Genomic DNA, 18,021 nt, shown 5'->3' with positions numbered 1-18,021 from the left:
TAGGGCGCAGTGCGCTTACGCTTTTGATGTTGGCTACAGCTTTCCGAGTTTTTTTGTAGAATTGCAGCACATGATTTTCACAGTCAGTTCAATGTAATTTTTATCACGCAAATTTTTACATAAGCATGGACATTCATCGCATTGCTGTCGTTGGCGGCGGTACAATGGGCAACGGCATTGCTCATGTCTTCGCACAATTTGGCTACCCCACTATGCTGGTCGACATCAAGCAAGAGTTTTTAGACCGTGCGCTTCAAACGATTTCAACGAATCTGGATCGACAAATCAAAAAAGGCACACTCACTGAAGAGCAAAAAGCGCAAACCTTGCAGCGTATTTGCACAAGCACCGATTTGGCTACTGCAGTTAAAGATGCTGACCTTGTCATTGAAGCCGTCAATGAAAATCTTGAACTCAAGCAGTCGATTTTTCGTGCGCTCGATGAACACACTAAACCCACAGCGATTCTTGCTTCTAACACTAGCTCAATTTCGCTCACAAAACTTGCTGCTGCCACCCGGCGTCCTGCGCAAGTGATTGGCATGCACTTTATGAATCCTGTGCCTGTGATGAAACTCGTCGAAGTTATTCGCGCACTTCAAACTTCCGATGCCACCTTCGCTGCTATTGAAGCTACGGCTAAAGCCATTGGCAAAGTGCCCGTTTCTTGCAACGACTATCCCGGATTTATTTCCAACCGTGTACTGATGCCCATGATTAACGAAGCTATTCAGTGTGTCTATGAAAACGTGGCAACACCCGAAGCCATCGACGAAATTATGAAATTAGGCATGGCACACCCGATGGGACCGCTCACTTTGGCTGATTTTATCGGATTAGATGTGTGCCTTGCGATTATGGAAGTGCTCTACGAAGGCTTCAACGACTCTAAGTATCGTCCCTCACCTCTTCTGAAAAATATGGTTGCAGCTGGGTATTTAGGACGCAAGTCTGGCAGAGGATTTTACAAGTATGACTAGCCAAGACCATGAGCCAAACAAGATGATAAACGAACCGACACCGCCGCTTTATTGTTCTCGTGGATTTACCATCACAGAACTTGTGAAAATCTATGCACGCTATTGCAAAGACCTTGCCGACCCCGAAGAAATCTGGATTGAAGGCTATGATGAATTTCTTTTTTACCGCAGTGACATTGAAATCCGCAAGAACGAACTGACACCTGAACTTGCCGCTGAAGTCCGTCGCAATGACGCTATTGTCTTGGATAAAGCCTACAAGTATCTTGAAGAATATGAGTTTGGCATTGGCTTGTTAGACGATTCCTATCGGCGCAAGCGCTATCCGCTCTCGCATTGGTGGTGGTATGTTGATAAAATTCATGACGGCGATTTGCCCAAGCCTGACCTTTCTTTACCTGTGTAGGCTTTATTCTCCCACTCTCAGCAGTGCAATCTCATCTGGCAGAAAGATGATGTAGCACACATAAGCAAATGTCGCAGAGGCTAAAGGAATAGTCAGGTTGTCATCTATTGTATAGCCCATCATTCTCAGCGGCACAACTTCAGCAATTGTTGCTACTATTGCTAGCCCAATACCCACCACGAGATTTAGATTTGGTGTCAGCAGCACTACAAGCACCGCCGCCACAAAAAATGCAATACTGCCCTCCACTGTCTTTGAGAAAAGCGGGATCTTTCCAAATTTTCTGCCGACCAATGCTGCTGCAGTATCAGCCACAATCAAAATTGCAAATGAGCTAATCGCAATCATTTTTGGAAACAGTGCAACGCTTAGCAGTGCCGACATTGTTACGAAGGTTGCTCCATTGAAGCGTTTCTTTGTTTCATCTTTTTCATGAGGTCGAAGCAGCGCACCAAAAGTTTTGAAATACCACACAGCAATCGGCTTTGAAAACATCTTGAGCAAATCCACTAAGAAAAAGCCTAGGAACAGAATCGTGAGCAAGACCAGCGCAAGTTTTCTCGGAATGTGATAATAAATCAGTGGGATGGCAATCGAACAGACGTGAATAGCTTTGCGCGCAAGTTCGTTGTAGTAGTCAATTTGTGCTTGACTTGCGGCAGTTTTTGCGATTCGCCCTTGAGCGTCTCGACATTGGACGGTTCAGAATTTTGCATCTTGTTTTCTTTGTTACTTACAGTGTTCTAGCCGTGCACTCTTGGTGCACAGTGCTAATTTGCGCAAGTTGAAACTTTATCTTCAATGCCCGTTAAAATTTTTCTGACAGGCGCCAGCGGCTTGCTTGGCGGCAACATCTTGCGTTTTCTCGGCACACGCCCTAATGTGGATGTCTGCGCCGTGCAACGCAGCAAAACCTTTGTTGTTCGACCAGCATTTTCAAATGGCTACAAGCCGCTCTCATTTGATCTGACATCTGAAAGCACGGTTTGGAATGTGATTTCTCAATGGCGACCGGATGTGATTATTCACACTGCGGCAATGACGGAACCTGCTGCTTGCGAATGGCGACGTGATGAAGCTACGCTGCAAAACATTCTGGTTACACGCACGCTTACCAATCTTGCCGAACATTTTCATGCACGACTTATCTTCATCTCCACCGACTTAGTCTTTGATGGCAAGCAGGGACATTATGTGGAAACCGATTTGCGCCACCCACTTAGCTTCTACGGTGAAACTAAGATGATTAGCGAAGATTACATCACTAAAAACGCTCGAAGACTATATCATTCTTCGCACGACGATTATGCTTGGATACTCACCACGCGGTACCCGTAGCCTTAATGAGCGTTTAATGCTTGAGGTGGCACAGTCGCGTGTTCCCACACTTTTCACAGATGAATATCGCTCACCGATTTCAGTAGAGACGCTTGCACACATTATCTTGGAATTTGCACTTGATGCCGCTAGAGAGGCAAGGGGCATATTTCATGCCGTGGGCAGCGAGCGTCTTTCGCGTTATGAAATTGGGAAGAAAATTTTTGAGCATTTCGGCGTGCCTGAATCTTCCTATCGCGCTGCGCCGCTGGATAGCGTTGTTTCAACGCCGCCACGCCCGCGTGATTGCAGCTTAGATAATCACAAACTGCGCTCTGTTATCAAAACCCGTATTCCTACCATAGACGAAGTCATTGCTTCGCTGTAGAAACCACCCAAATAGAAGGCATAGAAGGCAGAACATCTTAGGGAGGATTGCGGAGCTGACGGGGCTCGAACCCGCGGCCTCCTGCGTGACAGGCAGGCGCTCTAACCGACTGAGCTACAGCTCCCCACTTGCAGCACACACCGCTGCTCAGAAAAGGATTGCAAATATACTCGTCTCTCTTGTGCTTTCCAAATGCATACTATTTGTTTTTTCCCACACTTGCTTATCAGATTTATTAAACCTTTTCTGACCCCTATCTGTCTCTTTGAGTGCACAGTCGCTCAAAGCCATGAAAAGCGACTTGTAGATTAAAAACAAATTTTCAAACTATCTAAATCGTGCATCTAACTATGAAACGCTCATCTCTTTTCCTTCGTGCTGCTTTCGCGCTGATTTTGCTTGGCGCAATAGGCTGTCAAACAGCCTCTGAGCCCGCTCAAGATGAGAGCCAACTTGCTTCATTGGATGCTGCTACCGTCATTTCAGGGGCAATAGGCTCTGACAATGGCGGACTCAATGATCAACTCACTGACATTGTTGAACTTACTTCTGACGGGGTGCTGAACTTTATGGCTTCACCTGATGCCGCAACCCTGCTGGACAATCGTCCTATGCTGAGCCGCAATGGCATGATTCGCCGCCGTGAGTACAACCCGGCAAACCAGACTTGGACCATTAGCGTGCAACGCTCAATCAATACCCCTACGGTGCAAGGCAGTTGGACACGCCAGTATCGTCTGCGTTTTTCACGCGATGGTGTCGGGCAACAGTTTCTCAGAACAAACAACCAGCTTGCCGACCTTGTCACCTTTGAAATCGTGCCTGATTCTTGCACAGGCTACTTTAAAAACCGTCAGCTATCGCATCGCTTGACCCGATTAGAGGGTGCGCTGCGCGGCACAATCTCCTTTGCGGATACTGCAAATCCTATTATGACGCTCAACTCTGCGGCACCTTATCGTCGCTCTGGTATTGACTCACTGACAGCTGGCGAGGCTCTACGCGTCAGTAATCACACCATCACAGCTACACTGCGCGATGTTGTGGTGCCTCTCAATCGTACACGCCGCGTCCAGAACATTTATGCGCGTGCGACATCTGGTACAATTACTGGCACATACACCGCACGCATCACTTTTGTGCGCGGTGAAACCTACAGCGAAAGTCAAGTCAACCGTGAGTTCAGCATTGATCTTTCGCAAGAGCGCAGTGGTATCCTGCCCATTTCCGTCAGGGGTCGCCGTGGTGAGTTCAGAGGCTCCTGCCAATGGATATCTGGCGCATTTTTACCTTTCTAACTTCTGAAAAGAGTAGCAAGCTCACACGCTGCATTAGCTTCGGGCAGTGCAGCGTTTTCTATTCGATAGGTCTGTAGCCTTTTGGAATCTCAAATGTGGATTTTGGGAAAGTTTTTTTAGAGATTTTCTTTGCGTCAATTGTCAAAATCTGACCGTTTTCTTCAGCGCGCACTTTCAGCGGAAATCCTGCTACACCTGCTTTTTTCATCTCATCAACCATTCTCGGATTTAAGCCAAGAAGTGTAACAGCACCTGCAAGTTTGGTCAGTTCCTCTGCATCTAAAATCTCGCTTGTTGTCCAGAGTTCTATCGTACGCTGTTTCGTGCTCAGACGACATCGCTTGCATTTGTAGCCTAATACGGTCTCTTCACCGAGCTTGTCAAGCGTGTAGGCATCCCATCGTCCAAGTGATTCAGCCAGCCGCTGTGACTCTGCAAGTCCAACGATATTATATGTTTTGGCGTAGGCATTGAGTTTGTAGGCTGCACTGTCTTGCTTTGGAATCAAGAACTCAAAGGCTTGATTTTTACCATCGAAGATTGCTTTTGCGCCATAGCGTGAGAGCATGATCACAAGCTTACCGTTCTTCACTTCTGGCGCAGAGACCGAAAAGATGATTGAACCTTCAAAAGGTTTAGGCGATGTAAAAAGCAGCGCAAAGAAAAGGATGTAGGTCATTTTGGTTTGGGCTATAGAAAGCGTTACGATGCTTTGCGTTTGGAGTTACATTCAAAAAAGAAAGAGCCACAGGAAATAATCACCGATGAGAATTGTGGCGGAAGAGACTACGAAACTGCGAATCGTAGCGACCCCGACACCTTCTGCCCCGCCATCCGTACGGAAGCCAATGTGGCAACCAATTGCTGAGGTCACCAATCCAAAAATTGCCGCTTTGAGCAGCGCTCCAAACACATCTTTGACGTAAAAGAAATTTTTGAGCGAGTCAAAGAATCCTGATGCAGAAAGCCCTAAGAAGGAGGATGAGACGACAAATGCGCCTGCAATTGCCACAAGGTTTGCAAAAATGACGAGAATCGGCAACATCAATGTTGTAGCTAAAATGCGTGGCATGGCAAGGTAGCGTATGGGGTTGATTGCCATGGTTTCCAGCGCGTCGATTTGTTCGGTAACTTTCATTGTACCGATTTCTGCAGCGATAGAGGCGCCCACGCGCCCTGCGATGATAATGCCTGTCAGCACGGGACCGAGTTCAATAATAATCACACGCGATGTGATGCCACCGACAAGGCTCATTGGCGCAAGTCCTTTCATCTGATAGGCAGCTTGCCACGCAGCGATTGCGCCCGTGAAAATGGAGACGAGCACCACAAGTGGCAGTGAATCCACACCAATGTGCGACATTTGCGTTACAATCAATTTGCGATCCTTGAAACAGCGAGGCAAAGTTTTCAGCACACCGCCGAACATCATTGCAATTTGACCAATCTCTGTAAAAAAATTGATAGCAAGTGTCATGGTATTTCTGTGTTTTGTGGCATTATGCTTAAAGTGATTGTAAAGGTTACCTGTGCTTGATTGCGCAATTTTGTAGTACTACATCAGCAAACAAACCGTATGAAAATTTTTATATTTAACTGTTTCCTCAATGGGCGAAAAGTGGTTTTTCCAACCAAAATGATTACAAACTATGAGTACTGCCGTTCTCGAGAGCAATCTCACCATCGATGTCGAAGAAGTGTTAGGCGCTGAAGCCAAGACTCTTTTGGAACACAAAGCCAAGATTCCAAAAGAACATTTGCATTTGCCCGGTCCTGATTTTGTCGACCGTGTCTGGGCACACTCCGACCGCAGTCCCAATGTGCTGCGCAATTTGCAACTGCTCTTTAATACAGGGCGACTTGCTGGCACAGGCTACCTTTCGATCTTACCTGTCGACCAAGGCGTTGAGCACTCTGCTGGCGCGTCATTTGCCAAGAATCCAATCTACTTTGACGGTGAAAACATCGTCAAACTTGCCATTGAGGGTGGCTGCAATGCTGTCGCCTCCACATTTGGCGTACTGGGCAGTATAGCGCGTAAATATGCGCACAAAATTCCTTTCATTGCCAAAATAAACCACAACGAATTTCTGACCTATCCGAACAAGTTTGATCAAATCATGTTCGGTAATATCAAGATGGCATTTGATATGGGCTGTGTGGCTGTCGGTGCCACCATTTATTTCGGCTCCGCTGAATCCAGCCGCCAAATTATTGAGGTCTCTGAAGCGTTTAAGCAAGCGCATGATTTGGGTATGGCAACGATTCTCTGGTGCTACTTGCGCAACCCTGCTTTCAAGGTCAATGGCACAGATTATCATGTCTCAGCTGATCTGACCGCGCAAGCCAATCACTTGGGCGTAACGATTGAAGCTGATATCATCAAGCAAAAATTGCCAGAGAACAACGGGGGCTACAAAGCCCTGAGCACGAAGGACAGCCCCTACGGCAAATCGGATAGCCGAATGTATACCGACCTTGTCACCGACCATCCTATCGATCTTTGCCGTTATCAAGTGCTTAATTGCTACATGGGCAGAGCGGGTCTGATCAATTCAGGTGGTGCATCAGGCGACAATGACCTCTTTGACGCGGTCAGGACGGCTGTTATCAACAAGCGTGCTGGTGGTATGGGTCTCATTTCTGGACGCAAAGCCTTCCAAAAGCCCATGAAAGAAGGCATCGCAATTCTCAATGCAATTCAAGATGTCTATCTTGATAAGCATATCACGATTGCTTAACTCAAAGTTAAAGGGCGCATCACTGCGCCCTTTTTATTTTCTCTTTGCAGGCAGCAATCCTTGGGCATCTTACTTGATAAGCATCATCTTTTTGGTTTCCACAAATTGCCCTGCTTGCAAGCGGTAGAAATAGGTGCCACTTGCAAGATTCATCGGGCGAAATTCGACCTGATGCAGACCTGCGTCTTTGCGTTCATTGACAAGTGTTGCCACTTCTCGTCCTAACGCATCATAGACTTTGAGCAAAACCATGCTCGGCGTTGGCAGTTGATATTGAATTAGCGTTGTTGGATTAAATGGGTTAGGATAATTTTGCATCAATCGGAATGAGCGTGCAATTGGTGCATCTGTTTGTGCTGAGAGCGGCGTTAGATTTGTAATGTTTGCGCTGTAGATACCATTGCCATGCGTTGCGACCGCCACCAATCCATCTGCTTGCCTTGCACGAATCATATCGACGACCACATTGCCAAGTGTTCTGTGTCCTTGCTGCACCCATTGGGTTTGCATACCATTTAGTCTTGCTGTAGCGTAGAGTCCTGTTGTAGTGCCCACGAAATAGACTTTGCCACCTTGCACGGGCAAAATCTCTGCGCATTTTACGGCTGGTCCGCTCCCTGTGCCATCAGGATTTTCCTCTAAGTTTCCAGCTACTGCCGACCAACTTGCGCCACCATCTTCACTGTAAAACAGGCTCAGAATGTTGTAGTTTGAAAATACGACCATAACTTTGTTTGCATCCGTTGGGTCAATTGCAATGCAACTAACATAGCCCACATTAGATGTGCCGCTACGTGGAAAATTTGCACCTGTGATTTCTGTTGTAACAGCGGCATTGGAGTGCGCATCATCGACGCGAAAGACTCTGCCGTTGTTTGTGCCATAGTACAATCGATTAGCAGGCGTGCGTGAGATGGCTAAACTCGTTAGCCTTGCTCCGGGGAAAGGTGGTGAGAGTGTATCCCAGCTCGCCGCTGTTGATGTGAGCGCATTGGTATTACGAAAAACTCTATCGCCGCCAAGTGAGTAAAGAATGTTACTATTGTTTGGGTCTAAGACGAATGGATTGATAAAGAGCGGGTTACTGGCATTTTGCGGTGTGATAGATACTACTGAGAGTGGGCGACCATCTGCACTTAGCGATGCACGGAAAATTCTGCCTTCTTGGACAGAGATGAAATATGGATTGCCGCCATTTGCAATGGCACAGTAGCCACCGTCGCCGCCGTACACTTCACGCCAATCCACATCAGCCGTTGATGAATTGACAAACTGTGTGCCGTTGTCTTGCAAGCCACCAATGATGATGTCGCTCACTGTGTTCTGTTCTATAGCCAGCGTATAGAATTGTGATGTGATGTAGCCACGCGATAGATCTTCCCAGACCACATTTTGTGCCATGCAATTATTTGTGCGCTGTACGCCGCCATCATTACCTGTAAACATCACATTCGGATTGGATGGCAAAAATACAATGCAGTGCTGATCGCAATGATGATTGGGGTAGAGGCTGATGTTGTTGAGATTGGAGTAGCCACCAATCCAAGCCGTGTTCGTGTTTGTTGTGAACCCGCTGGTCGAACGGTAGAGATTTGTGCCACCAATAAAGACCACATTTGGGTCATCTGGCTTGACTTTGACAACAAGGTTGTAACTCTGCTGTGAATTCATGTTACCAACAGAACCGCCGAACGCGGGCATGTTACTCGTTAAATCTTCCCAGCGACCACCTGCGCCGGTGCCGTCTCCTGAAATGTAGGTGTAGCGCCAGAGACTTGTCCAGTCTCTGCCATCGCCATTGAATCCGCTATTGGGCGTTTCACCCAAGAAATAGACAATATTTTCATTTGAGGGGGCAATGCCAATCACAATGCGATTGTAAGTGCTTGGAAAGTTTGCTGGTGTAATGTTTGTCCAGTTTATGCCATCTGTTGAACGCCAGATGCCGCGTCCTTGTGCTACTGTTACATTCGCATCGCTCGTTGCTGAACTCATTGCTGCATAGACTACCCCTGTTGATGTCACAGCGACATCATTAAAGCGCGGTGAAATGACTGCGTTAGAAAAATTTCCACCTTGAGGCAATACCACACGCCAACTGTTGCCACCATCAATACTTCGATGAATTGCGCCAAGTGTCGCCGCATAGACTTCATCCTCATTCAAGTTCGACGGATCAATAGCAATGTTCCAGACCCAATCGAAATAGTTGTCGAAGACTTGTGGGGCGTTAGTTACAGTTGAAGGTAAGCGTGCCCAAGTATTGCCGCCATCTACGGACTTGAAGATGCCATCGCCACGATAAAGACCGCCACCGATATTGGAGCTTGCACTGTTGCCGCGCAATTCGCCTGTGCCATAATACCAGATATTGCGCCGTCTCGGGCGTGTATCCTGCGCCAAGCAAGAGACACTATGCAGTTCATCAGGGGCAGTGGTTTTGCGCCATGTTCTTCCGCCATCGTTGCTACGCCACATGCCGCCAGAAACCCCACCTGCAAGGATGACATTTTCATTGCTCACATCAATAGCCAACGCGCGTGTGCGTCCACCGACATTAATTGGTCCGCGAAAATTCCACTGCACACTTTGCAGTTGCTGCGTTTGCAACTGCGTTTTTGCATTTTGATTAAACCAACCCAGCGCCGCTCTTTCGCGGATTTCATCATCGCTTGGCAATCGGTTGGCATAGAGCAATTCTTTGCGGCGAATATCCTTAGGCAATTTACCCGTGTAAGGATCGAGCAGTTGCTCTATTTCCCATTTGTAGCGCGCTTCAGGATTTTCATATCTCTCACCTCGCTCTATGTAATAGGCTTCCCTTAGTTCTTCGTCCTGACACCAGAGCCATAATGTAGCGCCAAGACCCAGCAGCAAGCCAAATGCCGAGATAACTCGCAGAGTCTTCAAGCGTAGCTTAAACATTTACGCCTGACTCCCTCCTATGTTCAAATCTTTGAGGAAATCCATCTGGTTCATCATTCCGCCTGTAGCCTTAAGCATTTCTTCTTGTGCTAGGCGGGTTGATTCTTGCAGTGCTTTGTTTGTTGCCGCTACAATTAAATCTTGCAGCATATCTTGCTCATTGGGGCTGAGCAGGTCTTTTTCAATCTCGACTTTGAGAATCTCATGCTTGCCGTTTGCTGTAACTTTGACCATGCCGCCGCCGGCTTCACCCGTAACAGTCAGTTTTGCAAGTTCACGCTGCACATCTTCCATCTTTTGGCTAATTTGCTGCACTTGCTTCAGCATTCCAGCCATATCTTTGAAGTTCATATTCATTGCGTTGAATAGTTTAGGTGTTCAAATAAGACTTTTTGCAAACTCAATGATTTCTTGCGTGCGCGCCTCACTATGCGATTCAGCATAGAAGCGCACCACAGGCTCCGTGCCGCTAAATCGTACCAAGAGCCAGCTGTCGTCGTTGCAAATCATTTTGACGCCATCGCGCTTATCGACCCTTACAACTTCTTTTCCGGCTACCGCATTTGGGGTTTGATGTTGCAAGCGCGAAAGCAAAGCGTTTTTCTGCTCTTCACTCAAGCGCAAGTTTTCTCGCACGGTTGAAAAATACCCGTATTGTGCATGAAGCATATTCAAATACTCTGACAGCGGTTCTCGGGTTCTTGCTGTAATTTCAACGAAGAGCAGACACGCTAAAATTCCATCTTTTTCTGGAATGTGTTGATAGACCGATAGTCCATTGGATTCTTCGCCGCCGATAATCATGTCCTCACGCATCATGATTTCGCCGATGTATTTGAAGCCGACAGGCACATCATAGAGTTTTATACCTTCCTTGTTTGCAATTGCATCAATTAGGTGCGTCGTGGCAAGCGTGCGGACCACGCAACCTTTCCAATTTGGCTTATGCTTTAGCGCATAGTGAAAGAGAATTGCTAACAACTGATTGGCTTGAAGGTATCGTCCTGTCGAGTCAATTGCAGCGTATCGATCCGCATCGCCATCATTTGCAATGCCAATGACAAACTCCCCTTTAGCCCCCAATTCTTTGACACGCGCAATGAGTTCAGGAATGTTCTTTTCTGACGGTTCTGGTGGACGACCGCCAAAGTAGACATCGCGCCAGTCGTGCATCGTTTCTACATCTACTCCCAAATCTTTCAAGAATTTATCTGTGTAGCCACGCGCTGTACCGTACATTGCATCGTAGATGACTTTGATACCTGACTCTGCAATAACTTTCGTGTCGACAATCTCACTGAGACGCTGCAAGTAAGTAGGATTTGGGTCAATGATTTCAATTTTACCTTGAGCAAGCAGTGTTTGAAATTCAGGATAACGGCGCTCGTGCGGATTTGCTATCTCCTTTGCATAGCGTTCTGCAAAGGCTTGCTCAAACTGCTTGGTAATTTCAGGCAAGGCTGGTGCACCATCTGCCGTCGAGAATTTCAAGCCTTGATATTCAGGCGGATTGTGCGAGGCTGTGAAGTTGATACCGCCCCCTGCTCTTCGGCGCCGAATCTCATAGCTGATGACAGGCGTTGGGACATCGCGCTCACATAGAAATACTTTGATGCCGCTTGCAGCTAAAACACGTGCGGCATATTGTGCAAAGTCTTCACCTCCAAAGCGTGTATCGCGTCCAATGATGATACCTTTTTCATCTAACTTGTTTTCTTGCAGATACGCTACAATGGATTCCAGCACGAGTGTGAGATTAGCGTAAGTAAATTCGTCGGCGATAACTGCTCGCCAGCCAGATGTGCCAAACTTGATGGTCATAGATGATTGTTACAACTTTTGAAAATGTTCTTATCTTATAAGATACGGATTCTATGCAAAACGCACAGCATGATCTCTCATCAGCCTACTAGAGCTTAAGTGCAATACCAAAACGAATCACTCCTGCAATAAAAGTTAGCGTAACGGGCTTAACTTGTCTATCGCTATCAAGATACTCTAAGCGCACACTGCCATTCTGTGCTCCACTTGTCAGACCGCCACGCAGTGCAGCATTGAATGTTGCCACAACAGACTCACCTAGTGGCAAGCCAAATGTAAACTCAGCTAGCAGGGCGGCACCAATCGTTGAATATGCTTGCGGTGCAGCCAGCGTATTGCTCACCGTTCCAAAGAGCGCACCTGCTCCGAAAGTAAATTTTACTAAAGCGCGGCTTTGCAGCGGCTCAATCGGTACAAATGCTATGACTGCTGACGGCGTTAGTATCGTCCCTGTCAAGCGCAGTTGTTGCACACCTGTGGTTGCGTCAATAGCATCTTCAAAGAAGCCATAGCTTAAATCTATTCCGCCGTAGAGCGATTCGCTCAGGCGCAGCAGCAGCGTGCCGCCCGCATCAAGGCTTGTGCGCACATCTGGACTGCGTACCAGTCGAACCGTTTCACTCCACCGTGAAAAGTCGGGCGGAATTATTGCGCTCACACCTGCTTTTGCATCTATAATTAGAGTCGGCGGTTGAAAAGGTGTGTGGAGTTGTGCAGAAGCTAGGCTTGCATAGAAAAGCAGCATGACTGTCGAAGTGCACTTCATACTCAGCACTAAGCCAAAATAAAAATCGCCGTCGGCTTCAGAGCATAGCCCTTGACCAACGGCGATTTTGCGCCATGAAAGAAAATTTTTTACCAGCCCCAATAGGGGTCTCTCATCAGCCCCATTCTGCTCATTCCCCAGGGATTGCCCCAGAACCATTGTCCTTGCGGAATTTGCTGAAAACTTAGCCCAATGGTAATGTCTTTCGTGGGCTTATAGACCGCTTGAAGATTCTTGAGATAGATACCCTGAAAGAGATTCTGTCCGCCAAGAAATTGCTGCTGCATGGGCGTCACGCCGAAAGGCTGATGAATGACTCCGATATCGGCGCGAACAGCAAGCGGGAAGTCAAATTGGTAAATCATCGTATTGACATACTCGCCTACGGTGTTTCCAAAGAAAGAGTTATAGGAGAGCGAGTAAGAGTGATACATCTGAAAATGATTCGCGTCAAAGGCTGGACCTAAGAGTTGTCCGAAGAAGCTCTCGGAAGGCTTTTGGAATACCGCTGCCGTTCCATCTTCAACAGTTTGACGAGGCACATCTTTGGCAAATTGCGCTTGTGTCGAAAGAGAAATTCCGATAACAAGAACTGCAGTAAGAAGTGCTTTCTTCATGACTTTTTCAGTAAATCTTTTGCATCAAATTTAGTGATGACTCTTACTTTGTATTTACGAAACTCTCTTGGAATTCGCAAGATGCTTTTGCCCTATGAGCCTATGATGCCGTATTCGTGTTTTGTTTCAAGCCAAAGAAGAAGTAGACAATAAAGAGCAAAGAAAGCCCAACAAGTGAGAAGCGTACCCAGTATTCACCGAGTGTGGCTTCGCCGGCACTAATTTTGGAGAAGGCTCCCGGCAGTCTTGCTCCTAAGCCGCCAATAATTGCCAGCGCCGCTGCAAAGCATAGCCATTTTGCCCACTCTTGCGTTTGGTAGAGGTATGCACCAACGATCGCTAGCACACCAGCTGCTGAACCAATGAAACTTGTTGCACTGCCCGACTGAATGTAGCCGACAATGCCAAGAACAATCAAAAGACCGCCATAGATAAGTATGATGGTATTCATCTGACAACTAAGGTTTGGTTGAATCGTATTGCGCTGCACAGTCTATTCGACTGACAGATGCTAAGACTTATGGCAGCATGGATCGCATCTTGCGGGACGACGTTACTTCTTTAGTCGCTCCCACTTTGTCAGAGCCGTTGCCTAAAGGTCCTGATTTTTTGTCGTCATGTTCTTTCACAACAGGATAGAATGTCACGGTCAGCGCATAGGTTACTTCACCATTTTCTGTATTTGCTTCTTCACACTCTTTGAGCCACTCTTGCAGTTTATCACTTAGCTCTTCAGCTTTTTGTTTCGTGGTTTTAACATATTGTCGTGCAAAGTAGTGCTTCTTGCGGTTCTTTTTAATCAAACCTTTTGCTAGGCTTTCTTTGAGTTCGGTGAGTGTGGCTTGCAATGTAGAAGAAAACGTGAGCTCGGAGACATCATCTTCGGTATCAAGGCGCACTTCAAACAACACAGGCGAGAGTGTAAAGTGCTTTGCAACAGCTCGAAAATACTTTTCCAAGGTTCCACGATTTCGACGCGTCTCGACCATCTTAATCAGCCCCGCCGCTTCGAGCGTCTCAACATGATGATAAAGTTTGTTGATATTTTCGCCTAAATACTCGGCAACTTGCTTGGTTGTCATTGCTTTTTCGCACAACACGTTGAGAATACGAATGCGTAGAGGATCTGCGATGGCTCGAACCTGCTCCAACTCTCGGAGCATGTAGATATCAGTCATACTGACAATATTTAGTTACTTCATCTGCGGGCATGGCTTTACAGCCTTCTGAATTTCATTAGTAACGCTTACAAAGAAAGCCGCATCGGGAGCGGCTTAGAACTTGTGGTCAGAGAGGGAATCGAACCCCCGACACGAGGATTTTCAGTCCTCTGCTCTACCAACTGAGCTATCTGACCGTTCAAACTACAGAGGGCGTAAATATAAAACTCGTAATGAAAATTACGAAAGACTTTTTGTATGTTTTTGCTCACCTAGCTTCTCTGAGCACATCTCTATCAGTGCACCAAGTGCAAATGGCGCAAGTGCTATCCCTAACGCTGAGCCTGTCAATAGCCGTAGCCATTTGACATTGTGATATAATCCCACCGTTTCAAGTGCAACATCAACTGCAACAGCACTTATCCCCACGCCTAAAAGCGCCAGCAGCGTTTTTCGACCTAGCCATCTTTCTGGAAAGAGCAGCGCAGCAAGCATCACGCCGCCGTAGATACCTACACAGCGCGCACAAAGTGCTATGGGTCGCTCCGCTATGCAGAAGCATCTTTCACTTGCTTGATGACACACACTGCTGAAAAGTGCATAGAGTTCCGTATTGCCTTGTGTTGCCAAAATTGGCGCACCAATGGCTAAACTTAGTAAAATACCAGCCACGCCGAATATTATTGCACGAGCATGTCTATTGCTGCTATTTCCAATCGCATTCATTGTCTTTGCAGTTGAAAGTGACTTGAGTTTTTAGTGAGCTTTCATTTTACAGGCTTTATTAGCGCGTTCAATTTCCGTATTTTGCTAAGCCAAGATCAACAGCTATCTAAAAAAAACACTAGACAATGCCTTCACTGACAGCACTTCCTGCTTGGAAAAAACTTCTTGCACATTATAAGAAAATTTCAAAAGTGCACATGCGTGAGCTTTTCGCAAAAGATCGCGCACGCTTCGAGAAGTTCTCGCTTCAAGTCGGTGATATTCTGCTGGATTATTCCAAAAATCGCATCACTGAAGAGACGATGAACTTACTTTTTGCGCTTGCAAAAGAGACAAAAGTGAAAGCAAACATTGAGAAAATGTTCAGGGGTGAAAAAATTAACACCACTGAAAATCGCGCTGTCTTGCACATTGCTTTGCGTAATCGTGCCAACCGTCCAATCAAAGTCGATGGCAAAGATGTGATGCCTGAAGTTAATGCGGTGCTGGCACAAATGAAATCGTTTTGTGAGGCTGTTCGTAGCGGCGCATGGCTTGGCTACACAGGCAAGCCCATCACCGATGTTGTCAATATCGGCATTGGTGGCTCGGATCTTGGTCCTGCTATGGTCTGCCAGGCACTGAAACCCTACAGCAAGCGCGATTTGAAGATGCACTTCGTCTCAAATGTTGATGGCACACACATCGCTGAGACGCTTCGGGAACTCAACGCCGAGACGACTCTGTTTATCATCGCCTCAAAGACTTTTACCACACAAGAGACTCTCACCAATGCCCACACTGCTCGCCGCTGGTTTCTGGAGCGCATGCACCATGAGATAGCTATTGCTAAACACTTTGTTGCACTCTCGACCAACAGCAAAGAAGTTGAAAAATTCGGTATTGACTTGCGCAACATGTTTGGCTTTTGGGACTGGGTTGGTGGTCGCTATTCGCTCTGGTCGGCGATTGGTCTTTCTATTGCACTCTCAATTGGCTTTGAGAATTTCGAGGAACTGCTCACCGGCGCATTTGAGATGGATGAACATTTCCGCACTGCGCCACTTGAACGCAATATGCCTGTTATTCTTGCACTCTTAGGCATCTGGTACAACAACTTTTTTGGTGCAGAAAGCTATGCCATTCTTCCTTATGACCAATACCTTTCGCGCTTTGCAGCTTACTTCCAGCAAGGTGATATGGAATCAAATGGTAAGCGTGTTACCAAGTCAGGTGATGTGGTCAATTATCAGACAGGGCAAATCGTGTGGGGTGAGCCTGGCACCAATGGTCAGCATGCTTTTTACCAACTTATTCATCAAGGCACGAAGCTCATTCCCTGCGATTTTCTTGCGCCTTGTCAATCGCACAACCCCATCGGCGAGCATCATGCAATTTTACTCTCTAACTTCTTTGCGCAAACTGAAGCCTTGATGAAAGGCAAGACTGAAGAGGAAGCACGCGCTGAACTCAAAGCTCAAGGCTTGAAAGGTGCCGCCCTCAAAAAACTTTTGCCGCACAAGGTCTTTGAAGGCAATAAACCTACCAACTCGATTCTCTTCAAAAAACTCACACCACGTGTGCTGGGTAGCTTAATTGCAATGTATGAACACAAAATTTTTGTGCAGAGCATCATCTGGAATATCAATGCCTTTGACCAATGGGGCGTTGAACTGGGCAAGCAACTTGCCAAAAACATCTTGCCTGAACTTGCTAACAACGAACCTGTGCATTCACACGATTCATCTACCAACGGGCTCATCAACTTCTACAAAGCCCATCGTCAGAATCGATAACATACTTTTCATCATTGAAACGAACCGCTCTTTGAATGCGGTTTAGCAGACAATCTTCTAAACTAACTTAGCACAAATGAAACTTGAAGGAAAAGTTGCTCTGATTACAGGTGCAGGTCGTGGCATCGGCAGAGCGTCTGCTATTCGCTTTGCGCGCGAGGGTGCAAAACTTGTTCTTGCAAGCCGCACCCAATCTGAACTCGACACACTTGCCAAAGAACTTCTCGATCTCTACGACACTGATTCGCTTGTCGTGCCTTGCGACGTAACAAAAGCCGCTGAAGTCAAGTCGCTTGTAGATCGTGCGGTTTTTACCTTTGGCAGAATTGATATTCTGCTCAATAGTGCTGGCGTCGGACATCTTAAACCCATAACTGAACTTAGCGTCGAGGAATTTGATGCCATGATTGATGTGAATCTCAAAGGCACATTTTATGCTTCAAAGTTTGTGAGTGAAGTGATGGTAAAACAAAAATCAGGACACATCATTAATTTGCCGGGCATTTTAGGTAAAGCGGTCATGCGCATGTCCTCAGGTTATTCTGCTTCGAAGTATGGTGTAACAGGCTTATCCAAAGCCATGACACAAGACTTGATGCGCGATGGTGTGAAGATTTCACTTTTGCACTTCGGCGGGGTCAATACCACATTTTGGGACAAGATCACCATGCGTGTACAGCGCGAGAAAATGCTGACCGTTGACCAAGCTGCTGATATGGTTCTGCTTTGCGCCACACAGCCAGAGCAACTCGTACTCGGCGAACTTGTCTTGCAACCAGAAAGCCATCAACTTTGAGCTGCATCGTAAAAGCCTAATGGCGCGTGTTAATCATGCAGAATTTGATGACACTCTCTGCTTCTCTGCGCGTCAAGCTGTACTGGAGTGCACTTGCAGCTCTGGCGCTTGTTATTGCACTCTCAGCTACACTCAAGCAACTGCAGTCGAGCACACGTCTCAAAGGTGATGTGCATCTTATCGTAAATGTCGGGCAACACTTGCTTGCAGGCACAGATGTCTATCGCCATCCTCTGCCCGATGAACCTTATCCATATCTGCCAGGCATTGCACTGCTTCTTTCGCCACTGGGCGCTCTTCCGCCC

20 protein-coding genes and 2 tRNA genes are annotated in these 18,021 nt (G+C 46.9%); 9 read left to right on the top strand and 13 right to left on the bottom strand.

Annotated elements, in window-relative coordinates:
* The first annotated feature begins 125 nt into the window (after positions 1-125).
* Together CMR00_10370 and CMR00_10365 are read left to right on the top strand one after the other, a co-directional pair.
* A complete protein-coding gene (locus CMR00_10370) occupies positions 126-980 on the top strand; it encodes a 3-hydroxybutyryl-CoA dehydrogenase (GenBank protein ID PIO47448.1) in 855 nt (284 codons plus the stop codon).
* On the top strand, positions 973-1,386 hold the full coding sequence (locus CMR00_10365) for a hypothetical protein (GenBank protein PIO47447.1): 414 nt from the start codon (positions 973-975) through the stop codon (positions 1,384-1,386). Before CMR00_10370 ends, CMR00_10365 begins: the two co-directional genes overlap by 8 nt.
* Before the next feature lie 3 nt (positions 1,387-1,389).
* Here CMR00_10365 and CMR00_10360 read toward each other — a convergent pair whose 3' ends face one another.
* Positions 1,390-2,058, bottom strand: a complete 669-nt coding sequence (locus tag CMR00_10360) for a phosphatidate cytidylyltransferase (GenBank protein PIO47446.1) — start codon at positions 2,056-2,058, stop codon at positions 1,390-1,392.
* Positions 2,059-2,187: 129 nt separating this feature from the next.
* Between CMR00_10360 and CMR00_10355 the strand changes: the two genes are divergently transcribed.
* Positions 2,188-2,724: a hypothetical protein gene (locus CMR00_10355; protein ID PIO47445.1), complete on the top strand. Its 537-nt coding sequence runs from the start codon at positions 2,188-2,190 to the stop codon at positions 2,722-2,724.
* Positions 2,693-3,091 (top strand): hypothetical protein, encoded by a 399-nt coding sequence (locus tag CMR00_10350; GenBank protein ID PIO47444.1) that lies wholly within the window; start codon positions 2,693-2,695, stop codon positions 3,089-3,091. The genes CMR00_10355 and CMR00_10350 overlap by 32 nt, the downstream gene beginning before the upstream one ends.
* Positions 3,092-3,138: 47 nt before the next feature.
* Here CMR00_10350 and CMR00_10345 read toward each other — a convergent pair.
* A tRNA-Asp gene (locus tag CMR00_10345) sits at positions 3,139-3,215 on the bottom strand.
* A gap of 226 nt (positions 3,216-3,441) precedes the next feature.
* Between CMR00_10345 and CMR00_10340 the strand changes: the two genes are divergently transcribed.
* Positions 3,442-4,389: a hypothetical protein gene (locus tag CMR00_10340; GenBank protein ID PIO47443.1), complete on the top strand. Its 948-nt coding sequence runs from the start codon at positions 3,442-3,444 to the stop codon at positions 4,387-4,389.
* Between the two features lie 58 nt (positions 4,390-4,447).
* On the opposite strand, the gene CMR00_10335 is transcribed toward CMR00_10340, so the two are convergent.
* Together CMR00_10335 and CMR00_10330 are read right to left on the bottom strand one after the other, a co-directional pair.
* A complete protein-coding gene (locus tag CMR00_10335; GenBank protein PIO47442.1) occupies positions 4,448-5,068 on the bottom strand; it encodes a hypothetical protein in 621 nt (206 codons plus the stop codon).
* A 51-nt stretch (positions 5,069-5,119) separates the two neighbouring features.
* Positions 5,120-5,866: an ABC transporter permease gene (locus tag CMR00_10330; protein ID PIO47441.1), complete on the bottom strand. Its 747-nt coding sequence runs from the start codon at positions 5,864-5,866 to the stop codon at positions 5,120-5,122.
* Between the two features lie 172 nt (positions 5,867-6,038).
* Here CMR00_10330 and CMR00_10325 point away from each other — a divergent pair, with 172 nt between their 5' ends.
* Positions 6,039-7,130, top strand: a complete 1,092-nt coding sequence (locus CMR00_10325; protein ID PIO47440.1) for a fructose-bisphosphate aldolase — start codon at positions 6,039-6,041, stop codon at positions 7,128-7,130.
* Positions 7,131-7,199: 69 nt separating this feature from the next.
* Here CMR00_10325 and CMR00_10320 read toward each other — a convergent pair whose 3' ends face one another.
* The 9 genes from CMR00_10320 to CMR00_10280 form a co-directional block, all read right to left on the bottom strand.
* The gene (locus tag CMR00_10320) at positions 7,200-10,055 is read right to left on the bottom strand and encodes a flagellar basal body rod modification protein (protein ID PIO47439.1); all 2,856 of its coding nucleotides are present in this window, start codon (positions 10,053-10,055) and stop codon (positions 7,200-7,202) included.
* Positions 10,056-10,406, bottom strand: coding sequence for a hypothetical protein (locus CMR00_10315; GenBank protein PIO47460.1), 351 nt, complete (start codon positions 10,404-10,406; stop codon positions 10,056-10,058).
* A gap of 27 nt (positions 10,407-10,433) precedes the next feature.
* Positions 10,434-11,876, bottom strand: a complete 1,443-nt coding sequence (locus CMR00_10310) for a phosphoglucomutase (GenBank protein ID PIO47438.1) — start codon at positions 11,874-11,876, stop codon at positions 10,434-10,436.
* Positions 11,877-11,964: 88 nt separating this feature from the next.
* Positions 11,965-12,744 (bottom strand): hypothetical protein, encoded by a 780-nt coding sequence (locus CMR00_10305; protein ID PIO47437.1) that lies wholly within the window; start codon positions 12,742-12,744, stop codon positions 11,965-11,967.
* A complete protein-coding gene (locus CMR00_10300) occupies positions 12,732-13,259 on the bottom strand; it encodes a hypothetical protein (protein PIO47436.1) in 528 nt (175 codons plus the stop codon). The genes CMR00_10305 and CMR00_10300 overlap by 13 nt, the downstream gene beginning before the upstream one ends.
* A 100-nt stretch (positions 13,260-13,359) precedes the next feature.
* Positions 13,360-13,710: a hypothetical protein gene (locus CMR00_10295; GenBank protein ID PIO47435.1), complete on the bottom strand. Its 351-nt coding sequence runs from the start codon at positions 13,708-13,710 to the stop codon at positions 13,360-13,362.
* A gap of 67 nt (positions 13,711-13,777) precedes the next feature.
* Positions 13,778-14,437 carry a hypothetical protein gene (locus CMR00_10290; GenBank protein ID PIO47434.1) on the bottom strand — a complete coding sequence of 220 codons (660 nt, stop codon included), beginning with the start codon at positions 14,435-14,437 and terminating at the stop codon, positions 13,778-13,780.
* Positions 14,438-14,540: 103 nt separating this feature from the next.
* Positions 14,541-14,616, bottom strand: a tRNA-Phe gene (locus CMR00_10285).
* Between the two features lie 43 nt (positions 14,617-14,659).
* Positions 14,660-15,145, bottom strand: a complete 486-nt coding sequence (locus CMR00_10280) for a hypothetical protein (GenBank protein PIO47433.1) — start codon at positions 15,143-15,145, stop codon at positions 14,660-14,662.
* A gap of 125 nt (positions 15,146-15,270) precedes the next feature.
* On the opposite strand from CMR00_10280, the gene CMR00_10275 reads away from it, so the two are divergent.
* The 3 genes from CMR00_10275 to CMR00_10265 all read left to right on the top strand — a co-directional run.
* Positions 15,271-16,920 carry a glucose-6-phosphate isomerase gene (locus CMR00_10275; GenBank protein ID PIO47432.1) on the top strand — a complete coding sequence of 550 codons (1,650 nt, stop codon included), beginning with the start codon at positions 15,271-15,273 and terminating at the stop codon, positions 16,918-16,920.
* A gap of 76 nt (positions 16,921-16,996) precedes the next feature.
* Positions 16,997-17,716, top strand: coding sequence for an oxidoreductase (locus CMR00_10270; protein ID PIO47431.1), 720 nt, complete (start codon positions 16,997-16,999; stop codon positions 17,714-17,716).
* Between the two features lie 47 nt (positions 17,717-17,763).
* Positions 17,764-18,021 (top strand): hypothetical protein (locus CMR00_10265; protein PIO47430.1); only part of this gene is annotated, 258 nt, incomplete at its 3' end.

The sequence above is a fragment of the [Chlorobium] sp. 445 genome (assembly GCA_002763895.1).
Classification (GTDB): domain Bacteria; phylum Bacteroidota; class Chlorobiia; order Chlorobiales; family Thermochlorobacteraceae; genus Thermochlorobacter.
This window is presented reverse-complemented; position numbering and strand designations above follow the sequence as displayed.

Coding starts and splice junctions, on each gene's coding strand:
- CMR00_10370 (PIO47448.1), top strand. CDS start 126: ATGGACATTCATCGCATTGCTGTCGTTGGCGGCGGTACAATGGGCAAC.
- CMR00_10365 (PIO47447.1), top strand. CDS start 973: ATGACTAGCCAAGACCATGAGCCAAACAAGATGATAAACGAACCGACA.
- CMR00_10355 (PIO47445.1), top strand. CDS start 2,188: ATGCCCGTTAAAATTTTTCTGACAGGCGCCAGCGGCTTGCTTGGCGGC.
- CMR00_10350 (PIO47444.1), top strand. CDS start 2,693: ATGCTTGGATACTCACCACGCGGTACCCGTAGCCTTAATGAGCGTTTA.
- CMR00_10340 (PIO47443.1), top strand. CDS start 3,442: ATGAAACGCTCATCTCTTTTCCTTCGTGCTGCTTTCGCGCTGATTTTG.
- CMR00_10335 (PIO47442.1), bottom strand. CDS start 5,068: ATGACCTACATCCTTTTCTTTGCGCTGCTTTTTACATCGCCTAAACCT.
- CMR00_10330 (PIO47441.1), bottom strand. CDS start 5,866: ATGACACTTGCTATCAATTTTTTTACAGAGATTGGTCAAATTGCAATG.
- CMR00_10325 (PIO47440.1), top strand. CDS start 6,039: ATGAGTACTGCCGTTCTCGAGAGCAATCTCACCATCGATGTCGAAGAA.
- CMR00_10320 (PIO47439.1), bottom strand. CDS start 10,055: ATGTTTAAGCTACGCTTGAAGACTCTGCGAGTTATCTCGGCATTTGGC.
- CMR00_10315 (PIO47460.1), bottom strand. CDS start 10,406: ATGAACTTCAAAGATATGGCTGGAATGCTGAAGCAAGTGCAGCAAATT.
- CMR00_10310 (PIO47438.1), bottom strand. CDS start 11,876: ATGACCATCAAGTTTGGCACATCTGGCTGGCGAGCAGTTATCGCCGAC.
- CMR00_10300 (PIO47436.1), bottom strand. CDS start 13,259: ATGAAGAAAGCACTTCTTACTGCAGTTCTTGTTATCGGAATTTCTCTT.
- CMR00_10295 (PIO47435.1), bottom strand. CDS start 13,710: ATGAATACCATCATACTTATCTATGGCGGTCTTTTGATTGTTCTTGGC.
- CMR00_10290 (PIO47434.1), bottom strand. CDS start 14,437: ATGACTGATATCTACATGCTCCGAGAGTTGGAGCAGGTTCGAGCCATC.
- CMR00_10280 (PIO47433.1), bottom strand. CDS start 15,145: ATGAATGCGATTGGAAATAGCAGCAATAGACATGCTCGTGCAATAATA.
- CMR00_10275 (PIO47432.1), top strand. CDS start 15,271: ATGCCTTCACTGACAGCACTTCCTGCTTGGAAAAAACTTCTTGCACAT.
- CMR00_10270 (PIO47431.1), top strand. CDS start 16,997: ATGAAACTTGAAGGAAAAGTTGCTCTGATTACAGGTGCAGGTCGTGGC.